At 42.3% G+C, this 18463-nt stretch carries 19 protein-coding genes; 14 read left to right on the top strand and 5 right to left on the bottom strand.

The features are described 5' to 3' along the window. Nucleotides 1-17 precede the first annotated feature (17 nt). Complete coding sequence (locus OSCIL6407_RS38115) at nucleotides 18-425, bottom strand: hypothetical protein (RefSeq protein ID WP_019487254.1); 408 nt, start codon at nucleotides 423-425, stop codon at nucleotides 18-20. Between the two features lie 148 nt (nucleotides 426-573). On the opposite strand from OSCIL6407_RS38115, the gene OSCIL6407_RS0111765 reads away from it, so the two are divergent. Then, nucleotides 574-1926 carry a DUF3370 domain-containing protein gene (locus tag OSCIL6407_RS0111765; RefSeq protein ID WP_019487253.1) on the top strand — a complete coding sequence of 451 codons (1353 nt, stop codon included), beginning with the start codon at nucleotides 574-576 and terminating at the stop codon, nucleotides 1924-1926. Between the two features lie 247 nt (nucleotides 1927-2173). Further along, complete coding sequence (locus OSCIL6407_RS0111760) at nucleotides 2174-3256, top strand: ATP-dependent 6-phosphofructokinase (RefSeq protein WP_007355859.1); 1083 nt, start codon at nucleotides 2174-2176, stop codon at nucleotides 3254-3256. Between the two features lie 81 nt (nucleotides 3257-3337). On the opposite strand, the gene OSCIL6407_RS0111755 is transcribed toward OSCIL6407_RS0111760, so the two are convergent. Both OSCIL6407_RS0111755 and thrC read right to left on the bottom strand, forming a co-directional pair. Continuing rightward, nucleotides 3338-3613: a MoaD/ThiS family protein gene (locus tag OSCIL6407_RS0111755; protein ID WP_007355858.1), complete on the bottom strand. Its 276-nt coding sequence runs from the start codon at nucleotides 3611-3613 to the stop codon at nucleotides 3338-3340. 116 nt (nucleotides 3614-3729) lie between these two features. Continuing rightward, nucleotides 3730-5028, bottom strand: a complete 1299-nt coding sequence (gene thrC / locus OSCIL6407_RS0111750) for a threonine synthase (protein ID WP_007355857.1) — start codon at nucleotides 5026-5028, stop codon at nucleotides 3730-3732. Between the two features lie 541 nt (nucleotides 5029-5569). Between thrC and OSCIL6407_RS0111745 the strand changes: the two genes are divergently transcribed. Next, a complete protein-coding gene (locus OSCIL6407_RS0111745) occupies nucleotides 5570-7792 on the top strand; it encodes a sensor histidine kinase (RefSeq protein ID WP_007355856.1) in 2223 nt (740 codons plus the stop codon). A gap of 183 nt (nucleotides 7793-7975) precedes the next feature. Here OSCIL6407_RS0111745 and OSCIL6407_RS0111740 read toward each other — a convergent pair whose 3' ends face one another. Beyond that, complete coding sequence (locus tag OSCIL6407_RS0111740; protein ID WP_019487252.1) at nucleotides 7976-8905, bottom strand: calcium-binding protein; 930 nt, start codon at nucleotides 8903-8905, stop codon at nucleotides 7976-7978. Nucleotides 8906-9366: 461 nt separating this feature from the next. On the opposite strand from OSCIL6407_RS0111740, the gene gor reads away from it, so the two are divergent. The 9 genes from gor to OSCIL6407_RS0111700 all read left to right on the top strand — a co-directional run bounded on the left by gor (nucleotide 9367) and on the right by OSCIL6407_RS0111700 (nucleotide 16201). Beyond that, entirely contained in the window at nucleotides 9367-10710 is a 1344-nt protein-coding gene (gor, locus tag OSCIL6407_RS0111735; protein WP_007354389.1) for a glutathione-disulfide reductase, read from the top strand. A gap of 26 nt (nucleotides 10711-10736) precedes the next feature. Beyond that, on the top strand, nucleotides 10737-11297 hold the full coding sequence (locus OSCIL6407_RS0111730) for an opioid growth factor receptor-related protein (RefSeq protein WP_007354388.1): 561 nt from the start codon (nucleotides 10737-10739) through the stop codon (nucleotides 11295-11297). Nucleotides 11298-11572: 275 nt separating this feature from the next. Beyond that, on the top strand, nucleotides 11573-12796 hold the full coding sequence (locus OSCIL6407_RS0111725; protein WP_007354387.1) for an NERD domain-containing protein: 1224 nt from the start codon (nucleotides 11573-11575) through the stop codon (nucleotides 12794-12796). Between the two features lie 16 nt (nucleotides 12797-12812). After that, on the top strand, nucleotides 12813-12977 hold the full coding sequence (locus OSCIL6407_RS35340) for a hypothetical protein (RefSeq protein WP_007354386.1): 165 nt from the start codon (nucleotides 12813-12815) through the stop codon (nucleotides 12975-12977). Nucleotides 12978-13128: 151 nt separating this feature from the next. Next, complete coding sequence (locus tag OSCIL6407_RS0111720) at nucleotides 13129-13719, top strand: sigma-70 family RNA polymerase sigma factor (protein ID WP_007354385.1); 591 nt, start codon at nucleotides 13129-13131, stop codon at nucleotides 13717-13719. Continuing rightward, a complete protein-coding gene (locus OSCIL6407_RS0111715; RefSeq protein WP_007354384.1) occupies nucleotides 13716-14129 on the top strand; it encodes a hypothetical protein in 414 nt (137 codons plus the stop codon). Before OSCIL6407_RS0111720 ends, OSCIL6407_RS0111715 begins: the two co-directional genes overlap by 4 nt. A 30-nt stretch (nucleotides 14130-14159) precedes the next feature. Further along, nucleotides 14160-14642 (top strand): Spy/CpxP family protein refolding chaperone, encoded by a 483-nt coding sequence (locus OSCIL6407_RS0111710; RefSeq protein ID WP_007354383.1) that lies wholly within the window; start codon nucleotides 14160-14162, stop codon nucleotides 14640-14642. Between the two features lie 137 nt (nucleotides 14643-14779). Next, complete coding sequence (locus OSCIL6407_RS0111705; protein WP_007354382.1) at nucleotides 14780-15466, top strand: YqiA/YcfP family alpha/beta fold hydrolase; 687 nt, start codon at nucleotides 14780-14782, stop codon at nucleotides 15464-15466. Between the two features lie 27 nt (nucleotides 15467-15493). Then, nucleotides 15494-16201: an ROK family protein gene (locus tag OSCIL6407_RS0111700; RefSeq protein ID WP_007354381.1), complete on the top strand. Its 708-nt coding sequence runs from the start codon at nucleotides 15494-15496 to the stop codon at nucleotides 16199-16201. A gap of 111 nt (nucleotides 16202-16312) precedes the next feature. Here the strand turns inward: OSCIL6407_RS0111700 and OSCIL6407_RS0111695 are convergent, their stop codons facing one another. Then, on the bottom strand, nucleotides 16313-17428 hold the full coding sequence (locus OSCIL6407_RS0111695; RefSeq protein WP_007354380.1) for an HlyD family secretion protein: 1116 nt from the start codon (nucleotides 17426-17428) through the stop codon (nucleotides 16313-16315). Between the two features lie 160 nt (nucleotides 17429-17588). Between OSCIL6407_RS0111695 and OSCIL6407_RS34205 the strand changes: the two genes are divergently transcribed. Next, nucleotides 17589-17813 carry a hypothetical protein gene (locus tag OSCIL6407_RS34205; protein WP_007354379.1) on the top strand — a complete coding sequence of 75 codons (225 nt, stop codon included), beginning with the start codon at nucleotides 17589-17591 and terminating at the stop codon, nucleotides 17811-17813. A 148-nt stretch (nucleotides 17814-17961) separates the two neighbouring features. Next, entirely contained in the window at nucleotides 17962-18165 is a 204-nt protein-coding gene (locus OSCIL6407_RS0111690; protein ID WP_019487251.1) for a hypothetical protein, read from the top strand. Nucleotides 18166-18463 lie beyond the last annotated feature (298 nt).

Below are 18463 nucleotides of genomic sequence, written 5' to 3'. Positions count from 1 at the left end.
AAGTAAACCCCTTGACACTAGTTATCTAGATCTAGTGTAAATCGAAAACTATCGAGTAAGCTAGCCGAAGCTGAAGTTGTCAAAATCCACAATTGAGGTAACTCAGTTTCAGTAATAGCATCATCCTCACGTCTAGCTTGCCGCTGCAACTCACTTTGCAGGGAAAATAGTTTGAGGATACAGCTACGAATCTCTGTTTTGCTGGGTTGATTCCGAAAAGGTTCCAGCAAACATGGACTCGATACTATTTTACCAAGTAATCCTAAATTTTGCCGATCGCCAGTAGGTTGCGGTGCGGGTGCAAACCAGACATCGATTTGGCGAACTTCGCCACTTACTTCGCGGCTAACATTTACTTCTCCTAGTGATGCTAGTAGTTCAGCTAAATACTGTTTGGCAAATTGATCGTGAGGCTGTCGCGTCATTAATCTTTTAGTACCAATGATTCATAAAATTTTATCATTAGAAGGCGATCGCACAGCTAGATATGACTGTAAAATAGTTTAAAGAATCTTTGGCAAAAACAAGCGGTTCTTTTTTGAGAGCAGAACTACACAAAGCTAAGTTAAAATAATGCTACCTTTTTTACCAATTATCCACCTCAGTCAAACATCACCTCCACCTCAAGAAATTGTCCAAATTCAAGAAGTACGTCCTTTACCGGGACAGTTAGATAATGTACCAACCTTTAACAGTAATAGCCCAGAATTAGTGTTAAAAGAGGGGATTTTACTTTCAACTTTTCCCCCAAATGGCAAACAATATCCCCAGGCTCACCTAAACTTTCCTTTTGAGGGAAGATTTGATATATTTGCTCACCATATTGCTAAAGGGTCGCCCGAAAATTTGCGTACATTATACCAGGGATTGATTTTACACAATCCCAGCAATCAACCAGTGAAAGTTGATGTCTTACAGGCCGCAAGCTATCTGAGTCAACCTGATGCACCTTTTATCGATTTGCCGCCTTATGCAAACAATCTTGATGGCAATATCTACGCGGGGCCTGGTAGTCGCGTGATGAGTGATATCCTCAGAGGAAAGCGGCAATCTGATGTGCCTGCACAATTAATAATTTTACCTGGAAAAAGCCAGATTTTAATGAATTATTCTATCCCAGTACGGGAACTAGAACCGCCGCTAAATGGGCGCTCTACCTTGATGCGATTGCGAAGTAATGGTAAAATTTATATAGCTAACTTGGCAATGTTTGCGCCTCTGGATGCGTTAGGAAATGAACGCGCACCTAGTTTAGAAGAATGGGAAAATTTATTAGAGAATAGTGATGTTGCCGGGCCCCGCGATCTCGCGCCAACTCCCCCGGAAAAAACAGAAGATCGAATCATTTATGGGAGAGTTGCTGGAGTTGCTTTAGGTTCGCGATGGCAAGCTAACCTAGTTGATAAATCTGGTGAATCTAAACTGAGTATTCCCCAACCAGGAAAAGCCTTTTCCTATGGTTTATCTACACTTCCTCGCGGAATGTTAGGCACGGATCGAGTGCAAAGTGCTCGGATGTTGGTAAGATATTCAGATACAGCCTACTTTGCTCACGGCAATTATGGAATTGAATATAACCTTAGTTTACCCCTTGATAATTCTACTAGCGAAACTCAAAATATTACTATAGCTATTCAAACTCCAATTAAAACAGATCGGTTAACTTTGGGAGGATTGAGTTTTTTAGAACCGCCAGCTAATCAAATCTTTTTTCGCGGTACAGTAAGGCTTCGCTACACTGATGATAGTAGAATTCCTCAAACTCGCTACGTGCATTTAATGCAGCGGCGTGGACAGCAGGGGGAACCTTTAGTAAAATTGAAGATGTCATCGGGAGAAAGACGACTTGTTGAGGTCGATTTTCTCTATCCGCCTGATGCTTCGCCGCCGCAGGTTTTGACTGTTAAAACTTTGGATAATGGGTAATGGCTAATTGCTAATTGCTAATTGCTAATTGCTAATTGCTAATTGAGGAAAAATTCTCCCAGTCTCCCCTTCTTCCCTCTTCCTTCTTCCTTCTTCCCTAGCCCCTAGCCCCTAGCCCCTAGCCCCTTCTTCTATTGTTACATAAGTTAATCAGTAGACATCACCAAGTCTACAATCTTTTTAAGATACGTTTGGCGTACCCCTAAACTTGATATGCTAATGCCTTGATCGCATTACGGGCGTATGAATGGGAGAACATAAACGCATTGGCATCCTCACCAGTGGAGGAGATTGTGCAGGCTTAAACGCTGTAATTCGAGCAGTGGTTTACCGCGCAACGGGAACATATAATTGGGAAGTTCTAGGAATTCGTCAAGCCACTAACGGATTGATGAACCGTCCTCCACAGGCAATTTCCCTCGATATTGAAAAAGTTGACCCTTGGCTCACGGCTGGCGGTACAATGCTAGGCACGACAAATAAGGGAGATCCTTTTGCATTTCCCATGCCTGATGGCAGCTTGTGCGATCGCACCGCCGATATCATTGAAGGCTATAATCAACTCGGACTAGATGCCTTAATTGGCATTGGCGGTGACGGCAGTCTAGCAATTCTCCAGCGAATTGCTCAACAAGGCAATATCAACTTAGTTGCTATTCCTAAAACTATTGATAATGATGTTGGAATTACCGAACGTTCCATCGGTTTTGATACCGCAGTTAATATTGCCACAGAAGCATTAGATCGCTTGCATTTCACCGCCGCTAGCCATTCGCGGGTGATGATTATGGAAGTCATGGGACGGGATGCTGGACACATTGCAATTAGTGCCGGCATTGCTGGGGGTGCAGATGTAATTCTCATTCCTGAAATTCCTTACACATTATCTAATATCTGTGCCAAAATCCAAGAACGCCAAGAACAGGGAAAAAACTACTGCTTAATTATTGTCGCTGAGGCCGTCCGCACTGAAGAAGGCGAACAAGTGATACATACAAATCGCTTAGGACAGCGCAGATTAGGGGGAATTGGTCAGCATTTAGCTGATGCAATTTCTGAATGTAGCGGTGCGGAAACGCGAGTAACTGTTTTGGGACATATTCAACGCGGGGGAACTCCTTCGCCGCTAGAAAGATTAATTGCTTCAGCTTTTGGCGTGGCCGCAGTTGATTTAATTGCTGAGGGGAAATATGACCAGATGGTAACTTGGCAAAAGCGAGAAGTGGTTAGCGTTCCGCTTAGCGATGCGATCGCGAAATACAGTGCAGTCAATCCCAAAGGTACTCTAGTTAAAACGGCTCGCGGACTTGGAATCTGTCTAGGTGATTGAAAATTGGTTTAGATGTAAAAAAAATAAACGCAGATAGATTTGATAATCATCTGCGTTCATCTGCGATTAATCATTAATTAATTAGCCGCCTGCAACAGCAGGGACGATGCTAACTTCATCTCCGTCTTTGAGTTCAGTCTTTGAGCCATCCAAAAAGCGGATATCTTCGCTATTAACGTAGAAGTTCAAAAATCTGCGGGGTTCACCTTGTTCGTCACAGAGGCTTTTTTTGATGCCGGGACAATTGGTTTCTAGTGCTTCAATCAGTTCGACAATGTTGCCGCCTCCACACTCAATAGTGGCTTGATTGTTGGTGAATTTTTGCAAGGGTGTGGGAATTAAAACTTTGACAGTCATGGTTTGTTGTTGGTTGTTAGTTGTTGGTTGTTAGTTGTTACTTGTTAGTTGTTGGTTGTAGTTGTATTTTCCAATTAACCACTAACCACTAACCATTAACAACTAACAAATGATAATTAGACGCTCACTTCTTGCCATTCTAAGCGATCGAGCGTCCGAGCACGTTCTAGGGCACGCTCAAATGCTTCTAATTTCGGCTCTAGGGTAATCGGTTCGCCGATGTATCCTTGGACGGCTTCTTGGGTTTTCAAGCCGTTGCCGGTGATGTAGGCGACGGTGGTTTCTTCGGGGTCAATTTTGCCAGCTTCTACGAGTTTTTTCAAGACTGCGATCGTAGTTCCGCCTGCGGTTTCGGTGAAGATACCTTCAGTTTCCGCTAATAATTTCATGCCTTCGATGATTTCGGCATCGCTGACGGATTCGATGTTACCGCCTGTTTTCCGGGCAATTTCTAAGGCGTAGATGCCGTCTGCGGGGTTGCCGATCGCGATCGATTTAGCAATTGTATTCGGCTTGACTGGCGTTACGAAATCCCGTTCTTCGCGGAATGCTTGAGCGATCGGCGAACAACCGTCTGCTTGAGCTCCGCTAAACCGCACTTTCTTACCTTCCACTAACCCGACTTCTGTAAATTCTTGAAAACCTTTGTAAATTTTAGTGAAGAGGGAGCCAGAAGCTAAGGGAGCGACGATGTGATCTGGCAATTGCCAGCCTAACTGTTCGGCTACTTCATAGCCAAGAGTTTTAGAACCCTCGGAGTAGTAGGGACGCAGGTTGATATTGACAAATCCCCAGCCGTGTGTATTGGCTACTTCACAGCAGAGGCGGTTAACTTGGTCGTAGTTGCCGTGAACTGCCATTACCGTTGGGTTGTAGATCAGAGTGCCTAATATTTTGCCCGCTTCCAAGTCGGAGGGGATGAAGACACAACAATCTAGACCGGCATGGGCTGCGATCGCCGCTGTAGAATTAGCTAAGTTGCCAGTGCTAGCACAGGAAACAGTAGTAAAACCCAATTCTCTAGCTCTACTAAGAGCGACTGACACCACTCTATCTTTGAAGCTGAGAGTGGGCATATTGACAGCATCATTTTTAATATAAAGATTTTTTAGACCCAGGCGGCGAGCTAAACGGTGAGACTTAAGCAAGGGAGTCATACCCGTGCCGACATCAATAACATTATCTGTAGCGACTGGTAAAAAGGAGCGGTAGCGCCAAATCGAGTTAGGGCCAGCTTCGATAGTTTGGCGGGAAACGGTGCGACGAATAGCATCGTAGTCGTATTTAACCTCCAGCGGCCCAAAACACAGGTCGCAAACGTGCTTAGCTTCGAGTTCATACTCTGCGCCACATTCTTTGCACTTGAGGCTGACAGCAGTTGCTGATGTGGATTTGGTTTTGGTTGCTTGGGTCATGGGTGGACTCCCTACTTTCTACGGTGGTTTTCGACTCTGTGTGGATAGTAACACGAGCTCAAAATGTTGTCAAACATACCCGACAAAAAAAGTCGGGTATAGTTTTATTCAAATTTAAAAGATGAGCTTGGTAGCTAAAACTTCAAGGCGAAAGCCTTATTAAATCAATACTTCAGAAAATTCTGTAACGAGAATGACAAAAAAGAGATATTGTATCTAGTTGACTTCATCCCCCTCCGATCGATTAAAAATTAAAAATTGTAGGCTTTAATTTTTAATTTTTAATTTTTAATTGATTAAGTTGCCCCCATCCCCCCTGCTCCCCCTCTCCCCCGCTCCCCATCCCCCATCTCCGTATCTCCCGCATCCCCTTAGAGAGAGGTATTATTGAGCAATCGCCCTCTAAAGATTGGCAGTGAAAGATTTCTCCTGAGTTCCGGCTTTAGGACTAATCGTGGAGAAGCATATATACTGAGCAAGCCTTTTCTCTCACTGTCAACCTGAATACAGATATGACAGGAGTATCCAGGCAGGAAAAAAGATGAAACTTCGTCATAAGACACTATTAATAATTGGTGTTACCCTCGCTGGATTAACTAGCGTTCTTTACTTGACATCCTCAACAATCCTTCTGAGGAGTCTCAAGAAAGCCGAAGAACAGGAAGCTCGTCAAGTTGTCAATGGAGTGCTGAGCGTATTTAGCCAAACGGAAAGTGACTTTAACTCCCGCTTTGCTGATTGGTCAGCGTGGGATGACACATATACTTTTATTCAAGATGCTAACAAAGAATATATTAACTCGAATTTAGCGCCCGAAGCGCTAGGAAACTTAAACGTCAATCTTTCCTTGTTTATTAATACTTCTGGAAAGACGATCTACGGTACTGGTTTTGACACCAAAAAGGGCGAAAATACACCGATACCAGAGATATTAAAATCTCACCTAAATGTTAACGATCTTCTGTTAAAACATCCCACCCCCCAAAGCAAGCGTTCCGGCATTATTCTGCTGCCTTCAGGGCCGATGCTGATTACTTCACAACCGATTGTAAATACTCAAGGAACAGGCCCAATCCGAGGTACGCTTATCTTTGGTCGAAATCTAGATGCTACTGCCATTAATCGGTTGTCTAAAATTACCCGCTTTCCCCTCACCGTTCATAGTATTAATGAGCCTCAGCTACCAGCAGACTTCAAAGTTGTACGAAATACTCTATCTGATAAAAAACCAATTTTAGTAAGCCCAATAAATGAAAATTCACTTGCAGGATACGCCCTACTGAAAGATATTTATGGTCAACCAGCACTACTATTGCAAGTGAATATCCCTAGAGAAATCTATCAGCAAGGTCAAAGGAGCTTACATTATTTGCTTGCCTCTGTAGTCCTAGTGGGGGTAGGGTTTAGCGGCTGTATTATACTGCTATTAGAGCGCCAAGTCTTGTCTAGATTGAGCTATCTAACACGAGGGGTGAACCGGATTAGCACTAGCAAAGACCTCTCGCTCCGCTTGTCTGTGGCTGGTAGAGATGAATTATCGAGCCTTGGTAGCACTATTAATGGAATGCTAGCGGAGATCGAGCAAGCTGAGAGCGAACAAATAGAGGAAAGAGCACGCTATCGCGCTGTAGTTGAGCAGGCCTCGGATAGTATTTTTTTGTTTGATGCTAAAACTAAACGCATTTTAGAAGCTAATACAGCTTTTATAAATTTACTGGGCTATACTCTTAATGATATTTTGAATCTCACTGTTTACGATATTACTGTTCACGATAAAGATACAGTTAACCGCAATATTGAGCTGTTGATCAGAAGAAAACAGCGCAGGCTAGGCGAAGTGATTTACTGCCGCCGAGATGGTTCTCTTGTTGATGTTGAAGTGAATGCTAATTTAATTTCTTACGGCGGTAGAGAAATTATTTGTACCGTTGTCCGCGATATTACTGACCGCAAACGGGTACTAGAGGAAATGTATAAGGCTAAAGAGGCTGCTGAAGCTGCCAATTTAGCCAAGAGCCAATTTCTTGCTAACATGAGTCACGAGTTGAGAACTCCCCTCAACGCGATCATTGGCTATAGCGAGATGTTGCAAGAGGATGCTGAAGATTTAGGTGAGGAAGAATTTGTTTGCGATGTGAAAAATATTTACAAAGCAGGCAAGCATTTACTGGGATTGATTGACGAAATTCTGGACTTGTCTAAGATTGAAGCAGGCAGGATGGAGATGGAGTTGATGACGTTTGATGTGAGGGCTACGATCCGAGATGTAGTAGCAACTGTTGAGCCACTATTGATCAAAAATGCTAATCGCCTGAATGTACAGTATGGAGAAGATATTGGATTTATGCACTCAGACCAAACGAAAGTGCGACAGATTTTGTTTAATTTACTCAGTAATGCGGCTAAGTTTACTCATGATGGTACGATTTCGCTGACTGTGAGTAGGGAAAGAGTAGCAATTGAATCAGAAAAATTGAAAGATAGGGAATCAGATGTTGAAAATGATTTATCTAAAACTTTAATCGCTGATTATGATTTTTTAATTTTTAATTGCACTGATACTGGTATCGGCATGAGTTCAGAGCAGTTGCAAAGGCTATTTCAACCTTTTATGCAGGCAGATCCTTCAACTACACGCAAATACGGTGGTACTGGTTTGGGGTTGGCGATCGCAAAGAAGTTCTGCGAGATGATGGGAGGAGAGATTACAGTAAAAAGTGAGTTGGGTAAGGGTTCAACTTTTACTGTAATCATACCAGCCTGAAAAAGAGGGGCTAGGGGCTAGGGGCTAGGGGCTAGGGAAAGAGAGGGGGCGGGGGAGCAGGGGAGCAGGGGGGAGATGGGGAGGATGGGGAGGATGGGGAGATGGGGGAGATGGGTAATTAGCAATTACCAATTACCAATTACCAATTACCAATTAACAGTTAACAGTTAACAAACTACTGTTTTACCCTAAACCTAGTGTTCGATCTGAGATAGATACAAACTTAAGTTGTTCGGGAGAGATATTCTTGACCATGCCTAGAATATTGCCACTGCTGGTTTCCCTAATTACCGATACCTTAATATTTTCTAATTGAAAATCCAAAGTTCTTGGGATTCCCAAAGGAAAAGGGCCTCTGCTGTCAAAATCTCTGCGATCGCCAATTGTTAAAAACCTTTCCGTGACAACAATATCGTCCTGTGTCATTCCTCCAGTCAAGCCGATCGCATCTCCAGAACCAGGAGTGAAGTCTAAAATAAAATCGGCAATAACTGGGTCAATAATAAACTGATCGTTATTAGACCGGGGTTGAAGGGAACCTACTTCTTGATTGGGGACGGCTGAATCTTTCGATAGCACAAAAATATCTTCACCTGCACCTCCCCAAAGCTTATCGATACCCCCATCACCTATCAGGGTGTCGTTATCTTCCTCACCTACTAAATTGTCATTGCCTTTGCCACCGCGCAACACATCGTTTCCTTCATTTCCAATAATATAATCGTCTTCTTTATTCCCGTTGAGAATGTCGTTGCCACTCCCTCCATAAAGTTGGTCAAAATCTATACCGCCTCGCAAAGTATCGTCTCCACCGCTACCAACTAAGGTGTCTTCGCCTGCATTTCCGTTGATTAATTCGGGCTCGTCAGATCCTTTGACAAAATCATTTCCAGCTAGAGCAATTAAACCTCCTGGAGTAGAACGTAGAATACGAGGTGCGAGAGAAACTACGTCCTCATCATTTGTGAGGTTAAAAAAGTTGGGGTCGAATAATGGGTCATCTGCTGGGTCGATGGGGGGAGTGGAGATTAATCTGATGTTGGCAGGATCGAGAAATCCTGTATCAGGGTTGATCTGGGAAGCATTGATGTTTTCTGATGGTTGTTTTGACATGATTTATTTCCTGATTGAGATATTTGGTTGGTAGTTTTTTGCTGACAATAACCATTTTAAATTAAAGAAACCGCGAGGATGGCGGCGTTACACATATTTTTGCGTAAGTCCTGAGTAAATGACCTCGGAATGATAGCAAATGGCAGAGATCCCGTAAGTTTTGTTAGATTTAATCTTGGTTAAAAATTTTGGCAATAAACAGCAAAAGTTGATAATTGAGGCTGGTGACGGCAAAAAATGTTACATTTTTATATATGTTTTGATGGTCTATTGTGGTATTATTTAAATAATGGGATGGTGAAAAAAATAAAAAATTCGGACAGATTTCCATTATAAAATAATATCATGTCAAGTTAATAAATGCAAGTGGTTTTCACAGAAAAAATAAAAATTTTGAGAGACAATTTAAAAAAATCAAGAGCAAATTTATTACAATCTTAATAGTAGAGGAGATAACAATTATGGCATACGATTATGACTTGTTTACGATCGGCGCGGGGTCTGGGGGATTGGCGGCTTCTAAAAGGGCGGCTAGTTACGGAGCGAAAGTTGCGATCGCAGAAGGGGATCTCGTTGGGGGTACTTGCGTAATTCGCGGCTGCGTACCCAAAAAGCTAATGGTCTACGCTTCTAGTTTCTCGCACCTTTATCAAGATGCGATCGGTTACGGATGGAGTGAAGTGGAGAGTAGCTTTAATTGGCTAAAACTCGTAACAGCCGTAGATAACGAAGTCCGCAGGTTGAGTAAACTGCACATCAGCTTGCTGGAAAAAGCCGGAGTTGAATTGATTTCGGGATTCGCCAAATTTGTAGACCCCCACACTGTCGAAATTGGCGATCGCAAAATCACAGCAGAGAAAATCTTAATTGCAGTAGGTGGCGAAGCAGTCAAACCCAACATTCCCGGAATAGAACACAGCATCACATCTCGCGAGATATTCTTGCTAAAAGAACAGCCAAAGCGGATTGCAATTTGGGGTGGCGGCTACATTGGCGTTGAATTTGCCTGCATTATGAACGGGTTAGGAAGTCGCGTTAATCAAATCATCAGGCGAGACTTAATTTTAAACGGTTTTGACGAAGATATCCGCTCCAACATTCAAGAAGGAATGACTAAACATGGGGTAGAATTTTTGACAGAAAGCGCTGTTGAGCAAATTGAAAAAACGCCAGAGGGTTTAAAATTAAGATTGTGGGGAGCTTGCCAAGGAACAATAACAGTAGACGCTTTACTTTGTGCTACTGGTCGCAGTCCAAATTTAGAGGGATTGGGTTTAGAGAAGGCGGGAGTTGAGACAGTCTTAGGCGCGATCGCAGTTACAAAAAATAGTCGTACCAGCCAGCCTCATATTTTTGCCGTTGGAGACTGTACAAATAGGATAAATTTAACACCAGTTGCTATTGGCGAAGGTCGAGCTTTTGCCGATACTGAATTTGGCAATAACCCTAGAGCGATTAGTCATAAAAATGTAGCTTCTGCGGTGTTTTCTCAACCAGAATCTGCTAGCGTTGGTCTGACAGAAGCACAAGCGCGAGCAAAATTTGGGGATTCAATCAAATGCTATAGCGGTAAATTTCGCCCCATGTTCCACAGTTTGACTGGTGCTGATGAGAAAACCTTTGTTAAGTTAATAGTTGAGGAAAATACTGACATCATTTTGGGAGTTCACATGGTAGGAAAAGATGCTGCGGAGATTATTCAGGGTATGGCGATCGCGGTTAATATGGGAGCTACGAAGAAAGACTTTGATGCTACCATTGGCATCCATCCATCCACAGCCGAAGAGTTTGTAACTTTGCGATAACTTATGTAATTAGGGATTCTGAAACAATGGATATTAAATCAGATAAACAAGATTTAGTAAATTATCCCAAAGGGGGTATTTTAGCCTTTTATAGTGGTCAGACACCTAACGCAGACGGTCGCACGATCGAAGAGATGTGGTCATGGAACTATCAGAAACTAGAGGCAATACATAATTATATTCAGTGGCTATTTCCCTTGGTAGAAAAAAGTCGTTTCAACCCTTATGCACCGACTTTAAATGAGGAAATCATTCAAGCATTTAGAACCAACGCTAACCTGAGAAATAGATTGATTACGTCCCTTAAAATCATGCTAAAGTTTTACGGACTACAATGTAACGATCGGGGAAGTGATGAGATAGAAATTACAAAATCAGATGAATACTCACAAAGAAAAACTGAATGGATTAATAGATTTGACCACAATTACTTGAGGGTCACGAGAATCCTCACAAGTTTGACAATTCTGGGATTAAAACCTTATGCTCAAGCCTTCTTAAAATGTTTAGATGATATTTACAAAGAAGAGGCAAAACATATAGGAAATGAGACTTATACTTACTGGAAAAATGCTCTTTTTATCTGATTCACATCAATAGTCCGATAGGTTTTAGAGAAACGGCCCAAACCGTCATTCTACTGTTAGTGATGTAAGATTGATTAAGGAAGAGTGCGATCGCAACGGTCGCACTTATGAATCTATTGGTTTACAATCAAAGTAGATTATGGTATTACGGTTTGAGCCAGTGTTTCCCGAACTTACGCAGGAAATGGTGAGGGTGTAAGCAGGCTAACAGCTATGCTACAACGGCTTAAGATAAAGAATGTTAAGGTTAATCTTTTATAAGAGGAGACAATTTTATGAATGACGCAGTTAATAAGTCTGAGCAGTTTGTGTACGATATATGCAAAAAGTCTTTTCTGTCACTATGGAGTTACATTAACCCGCAGGGAAAAACTCCAGGTAAAGAGTTGTGTGATGTATTAGTAATATGTGAACCCCATGTAATCGTAATAAGTGTTAAAGACATCCAACTCAAGAATACGGATGACCCGGTTGATTGGAAGCGTTGGCAAAAAAAAGCTATTGAAGACTCGATAAAACAGATCAAGGGTGCGATTCGATGGCTTGAACAAGCGGAATATGTTGTTAAGAAAGATGGCTCTCAAGGTTTGAAACTTCCTTCAAAAGGTGAAAGAATCTACTATCGCATAGCAGTTGCTTTTGGTGGTAAAAGAGAAGTTCCTATCAGTTCTCCTGATGATAGCAATGATGAATTTTACCACGTCTTAGACGAAAAATCATTTTTTTTACTTCTTCGTCATTTGGATACTATAAGTGACTTCGTTAATTATTTGAGTGACACAGAGAAATTTTTATCAAAGACATCAGTTATTATCAACGGTGGCGAGGAAAACTTGCTTGCTATTTACTTGCATAATGGTCGTCAGTTTCCCTCAGAAGTAGACATGATGATCCTTGAGGATGATCTCTGGGAGGGATTTAGCAATAAACCTGAGTTCAAGGCAAAATTGCAGAGAGATGCTGAAAGTTATACCTGGGATCGGTTAATCGAATTCTTGTGTGATGGCGGATTTGATGGGGAGAATTGGCTTGGCCCAGATATGTCTGAGTCTGAACTAGCTATTCGTGTCCTTGTTCGAGAACATCGATTTTCAAGGAGGATACTTGGTAGTGCTTTCAAAAAATTTCTTGAACTTAGTAAGGCTGGGCGTGTATCCTCTCGATCTGTTCAATCACCCTTAAGTAATGTTGGGTATGTCTTTTTTGCTTATGACAGCGACAGTACGCTTGAAGAGCGCAAAAATAAGCTTCTAACCAGATGTGTTGCCTCGCTTTGTCGATTCAGCGAATGTTTTACAGTGATTGGTATCGGTGTAAATGTTTCAGGGGATATACCAAAACATGGTTCTTCAACAGATCTGGTAATGTTGCACACAAAAAACAATAAATGGTCAGAAGAGGAATTGAAGCACGCAAAATACTGTAGAGATGAATTAGACTTCTTTAAGAGTCCCAATGAAATGTACGTTCATGAAGATGAATATCCCACATTAGAGTAGTTGATGAGAGAACTATTTGAAAAAGTCAGAAAAAAAGAAAAAGTGCGGACTCCGCACCCTTAAAAAATCCAATCAAAAAAGACTTCCCATCACCAACTACACCCCAACAGGCACAGCCAATTTATCAATCATCGCAGGATCGATCGCGATTCCTAACCCTTCGGTCACACCGCAACCATAATTCACATCAGCCCAGAAAAAATGACATAATTGCCGCTGTTACACAGGTATCTTAGCACTCTGGCTATTGCTGCTAGATCTCAGATTGAACCTTTTTTCGAGATCCACTGTCTAAACCCGTAAGATATCAAACTGGAGAGGAGACTCTGCTGGTGTTAGCTGTGCCAACCGATGCCATACCCGGTTACTCTGACTCGTACCTAATCGCTCAGTGCTTGGAAGGCGATCGCACCTGCTTTCGCCACCTGTACAGACGCTATCAAAACAAAGTCAGATCGACCCTTTACCAACTTTGCGGTCAATTTTTCTTAGATGATTTAGTACAAGAGGTATTTTTACGAGTCTGGAAAGGACTACCCAAACTCAAACAGCGAGACAACTTTTCCACTTGGCTCTATAGAATTACCTGGAATGTTGCTGCGGATCAAAGGCAAGCATTTGCCCAGCAGCGATCGTTTAATTCTAAACTGACAATAGAGGAAAATCTTAGTGTGGATGCCAACTCAAAAATCTCAGTAGACTTTGATTTAATGCAGATACACTATCAAGATTTAGTCAAGCGAGGCTTAGAAAAACTCAGCTTTGAGCACCGCAGTGTTTTAGTGCTGCACGACTTAGAAGACCTTCCCCAAAAAGACGTTGCTCAAATTTTGGGAGTGCCTATTGGAACTGTTAAATCTCGACTGTTTCGTGCTAGAGCTACTGTGCGAGAATTTTTACAACAAGAAGGAGTGCAGCTATGAATGAACCAATTAGCGACCAAAAATTAGTTAGCTTTTTAAAGCAATATCGTCCAATTCTTCCTGAAGAAGCACCAGATTTAGAGCAAAGAATAATGGTAGCTATAGAAGGAAAAAGCTTAGTTACAAATAGAGATAAAGATACAATTAAAAATTCACCTATCTTATCGCTATTTGCTAAGGGGAAAGCAAAAATTAAAAATCGCTTGTGGGTATTTCCCCCTGCTATTGCTGCTAGCTTGTTAGTTGCTTGGTCTGGCTATCATACTCTAACTCCTACAAGACTTAGTGCTACTGAAGAAGCTCACCTAGAAGCATTTCTTCTCAGTAATTGGGATGGAGGTGTCAGCGATTCTAATTTGCTACCGATGACAGTTCCAACTGACAACCAACAATCAACAACTAACAACTAACAACTAACCAATATCAAATAGGTGACATTCATGTTATTGCGCCGTTTTTCAGCTTTAGCCTTTTTAATGCTCTCTCTAGGGAGCACTGCTGCGATCGCAGTTCCTAAATTACCTCAAACAATTGCTCAAGCTCCACAGGAGCCAGGCCCTCCCATGCGCGATGGCGGTCAGTTGTTTGAGAAACTAAATTTAACCGCCGATCAAAAGCAGAAAATGCAGGCAATTCGCAATCAATATAAAGACCAAATTACTCAGCGCCGAGAAGCAATGCGTAATTCTCGACAAGAGTTAATGAATATGATGAGCGGTACTGCTTCGGAGAGTCAAATTCGCGAAAAACACCGTCAAGTTTTAGCGGATGGACAGCGGATGGCAGAGTTGCAATTTGATATTATGCTGGCGATGCGGGAAGTTTTAACCCCAGAGCAGCGCCGTCAATTGGCACAACTGATGCAAGAGCGTCGGGAGAATGTTACCAATCAGAATAGAGGTGGAAATAGACCTCAGCGGTGATAGCTAGAAAGTAACATTTACGCGACTTACGCATTAATATTGTAACGCTGCCGTCTCTGTGGTATCTTTACCACTGGGACGGCGGCGTTACAAACAGTTTTGCGTAATTCCTATAATTAGGTGGAGCTACTTATGTCATGACTCAGGAAGATTATTGTAACTATATTTATCTGCACGGGTTTGCTTCTAGTCCTCAGTCTGCCAAGGCAGAATATCTGAGCGATCGCTTTTTCGAGCTAGGAATTAACCTGAAATTACCCGATCTCAATCAAGGGGATTTTTCCCATCTGACTCTAACACGACAACTTCAACAAGTTGAGGCTGAATTTCGACAATTAGAAAAATCTCAACTTAGTGTTGACAAAGGGAAAATTGGATTAATTGGTTCTAGTTTTGGCGGGCTAACAGCAGCAATTCTGGCACAGCAAAATATAGAAGTGCAACGGATAATTTTACTAGCGCCAGCTTTTGGGTTTTTATCACATTGGTTGCCGAAATTAGGAGATGAGCAGCTTGCTAAGTGGCAGTCAGAAGGATATTTATCTGTGTACCACTACGGCAAAAATCAGTATCTACCATTACATTATCAATTTGCGATCGATATAGCTCAATATCGAGATGAAGATTTGCAGCGCCCCGTGCCGACCTTAATTTTTCACGGCAAAGATGATGAAGTCATACCAATTCAATCTAGCAGAGATTTTGCCGATCAACGTCCTTGGGTGCAGTTAATCGAATTAAATAGCGATCATGCCTTGACAAATGTTCTTCCTGAAATTTGGGAGGAGATGCAAAATTTTTGCCAATTCAAAGTTAAAATCTGATTAACTTATCTGTTTGAGTACGACCAAATGACAACACAAGATAAATCTGTTCGCACTCTCGCCGTTGATATTGGCGGTAGCGGCATCAAGGTGATGATTTTAAACGAAGAAGGCCAACCGATCGCGGAACGAGCGCGAGTGGAAACGCCTGAACCGGCTAAACCGGAACCTGTACTCGCTGCGATCGCATCTTTAGTTGCCCAACAAGGCGAGTTTGAGCGCGTGTCTGTGGGTTTCCCTGGTGTAGTTTCCAACGGTATTACTAAAACGGCCGTAAATTTAGACCCGGATTGGGTCGGATTTGACTTTGGAAATACTCTTAGCGATCGCTTAGGTAAACCAGTCCGGGTTGTCAACGATGCAGATATGCAGGGAATGGGGGCAATTTCTGGTCATGGCGTGGAATTAGTCATTACTCTTGGTACTGGTTTTGGTTCGGCCCTATTCGTGGATGGCAAATTAGTACCCAATTTGGAAGCGGGACACCATCCTTTTCGCAAGGGAGAAACTTACGAACAACAGTTAGGCCGCGCGGCCTTAGATGCAGTCGGTCAAAAAAGGTGGAACCGTCGTTTGGAAAAAGCGATCGCTACTCTTCAAAATCTGTTTAATTGCGACTGTCTTTATATCGGCGGTGGCAATACTAAAAAAATTACTATGGAGTTGCCGCCAAATGTTAAAGTTGTACCGAATGTGAACGGGTTATTGGGAGGTATTGTTTTGTGGAAAGATTAGATGGCTAATTGCTAATTGCTAATTGCTAATCGCTAATTGCTAATCTCCCTATCCTCCCCATCTCCCCCATCTCCCCCTTCTTACCCTAGCCCCTAGCCCCTAACCATAGCCTTAAAAATCAGCAAGTAACCTCACTTTTCTCATTACAAATTTTAAAACTGTTTCTTGTGAAGCAATAATATCAGCTCTTCCTTCCATTCCCGACTGAATCGGATATTGATGTGCAGCATCAGCCTTTTGCGTTCCTAAAAAATAGCCACTGCTACCAGAACCCTGTCTAACTAAATAAGCTCTTTCTGGCTGAACGATCACTTCATAATAAGCTTCACCACTACTAGAATTTTGAGGTGCGATCGCATCCGGTGAAATCCCACTAACTTTACCTTTCAACGTACCATAATCTGGATAAGGAAATGCAGAAATCCGAATTTGTACGGGTTGATTGAGTTTAACTTGACCAATATCTTGAGCCGCAACTCTAGCCTTAACTACAAGCGGTACATCACTAGGAACAATCTGCGCGATCGCAGCACCTAATTCCACCATCTGTCCGGGATTTCGCAATTCCATTTTCAGAATTGTACCATCTGTAGGTGCTTTAACTACACTATTTTCCAGTTTAACTGCAATTTGTTCTAGTTCTTTCCTACCCTGAATAATTTGCTTTTGAATATCAGATCGTTTGACACTCAAAGTTCGCCAATCTCTCGCAAGTTGCTGAGCAATATCTGGTATAGATGCTGATAATCGTACAAGCGCAGATTCCACAGATTCTTCAATAATTACCTGAGTAGTATTTGGAGGTTGCTTTGATTGTAAAGTAGCAAAAATCTGATTTTCTAAATCATTAACTTGCTTATTTATTTGATTTAATTCCATCTCGCATTGCTGAATATTGTCTTGCAAGTGGTTTTTTTGACTGCGGAGGCGAGAACTATCAATTTTCGCGATCGCATCCCCTGCCTTCACCGTCTGATTCTCACTTACAGTGATACTTTCCAGCGTTCCTTCCGTTGCCGCCTGGACAATTCGCACCTCTCCCGCCGGACGAACAATCGCCGCCGCCCTTACAGTTGAGCTGTACTTCGTAACACTAGCAAGTGCGATCGCCGCCCCAAAGGTTCCTACCAGAAACACCCCTCCCAAAGTCATCCAACGACTCAAAGGGGGTAAAAACTCATCACTTTGTAAAGAATGAAGCGGTCTGGGTTGAGGAGTGCGAGACATTTTAACCTATCGCCTACTTAATTTTGGCATATTTCTCCCAAGCTGTCCGGATACCAAGGATAGCTTTAGAAGTCTGGATCAGAATTCACAGGGTAGAGCCACAAATCCGCACAAATTCCTGATATTTTTCAGGATTCAGTCTACTTAAACGGAGTTAATCATGGAACAAACAAATAACCAAACACTCTTCAGCGAACTCACTGATGAAGAAGCGCTCAGCGTCAATGGTGCGTCTCACCGCCGTCGTCGTTATGGCTACAATAGTAGCTATGTCTATCAGTATCCCCGTCGCCGCCACTATCAGGAGGAATACTCCCGCCGTCACAACTACAGGCGCAGCAGAGGCACGATTACATTTAGTGCAGTCGTGCAGTATTACTACTAAGACTTACGCCAAGATTGCTTGTCATTGCGAGTACATAGAAGCAATATCATGAGGATTGCAATTCTTGGCTTGCAATGACATATTTTCGTAAAAATGCGTGAGTTCTAACTACTAATTTTTCAGACAATCAAACCAAAGGAAATAAATCATGCAAGAAGCTCAAAACGACTCGCTGTTTACAGAACTGACTGCTGAAGAATCTGCCACCATTAACGGTGCTTATGGCAACTGTCGATACTCTAATTCTGAGCGCCCTGCTTACAATAGGAACCAGAACCCGCGCCAGCACTATATGTACTATCCGCGCCGGGAACGAGCTTATAGAACAATGGTGGTTGTGAGATACCGTTAAAATTCGAGATGGGCGGTATTGAAATTGTGAATTGGATAAAGCGCCTGTAATTTTATAGGTGCTTTTTTCTGATTTGGTAATGGGTAATAGGTAATGGTTAGTGGTTAGTTGTTCGTCGTTAGTTGTTAGTGGTTAGTTGTTCGTCGTTAGTTGTTCGTCGTTAGTGAAAATAGGTAAAACATATAGAACTTACGCACCCAACCAAAGAAACCGGGTTTTTGAGAGAATCTGTGGGTAACAACGAAGTATTTTCGTCAAAAAAACCGGTTTCTGAGACGACCTGCATAAGTCCTAATAA

Source organism: Kamptonema formosum PCC 6407 (assembly GCF_000332155.1).
Taxonomy (GTDB): Bacteria; Cyanobacteriota; Cyanobacteriia; order Cyanobacteriales; family Microcoleaceae; genus Kamptonema; species Kamptonema formosum.
This window is presented reverse-complemented; position numbering and strand designations above follow the sequence as displayed.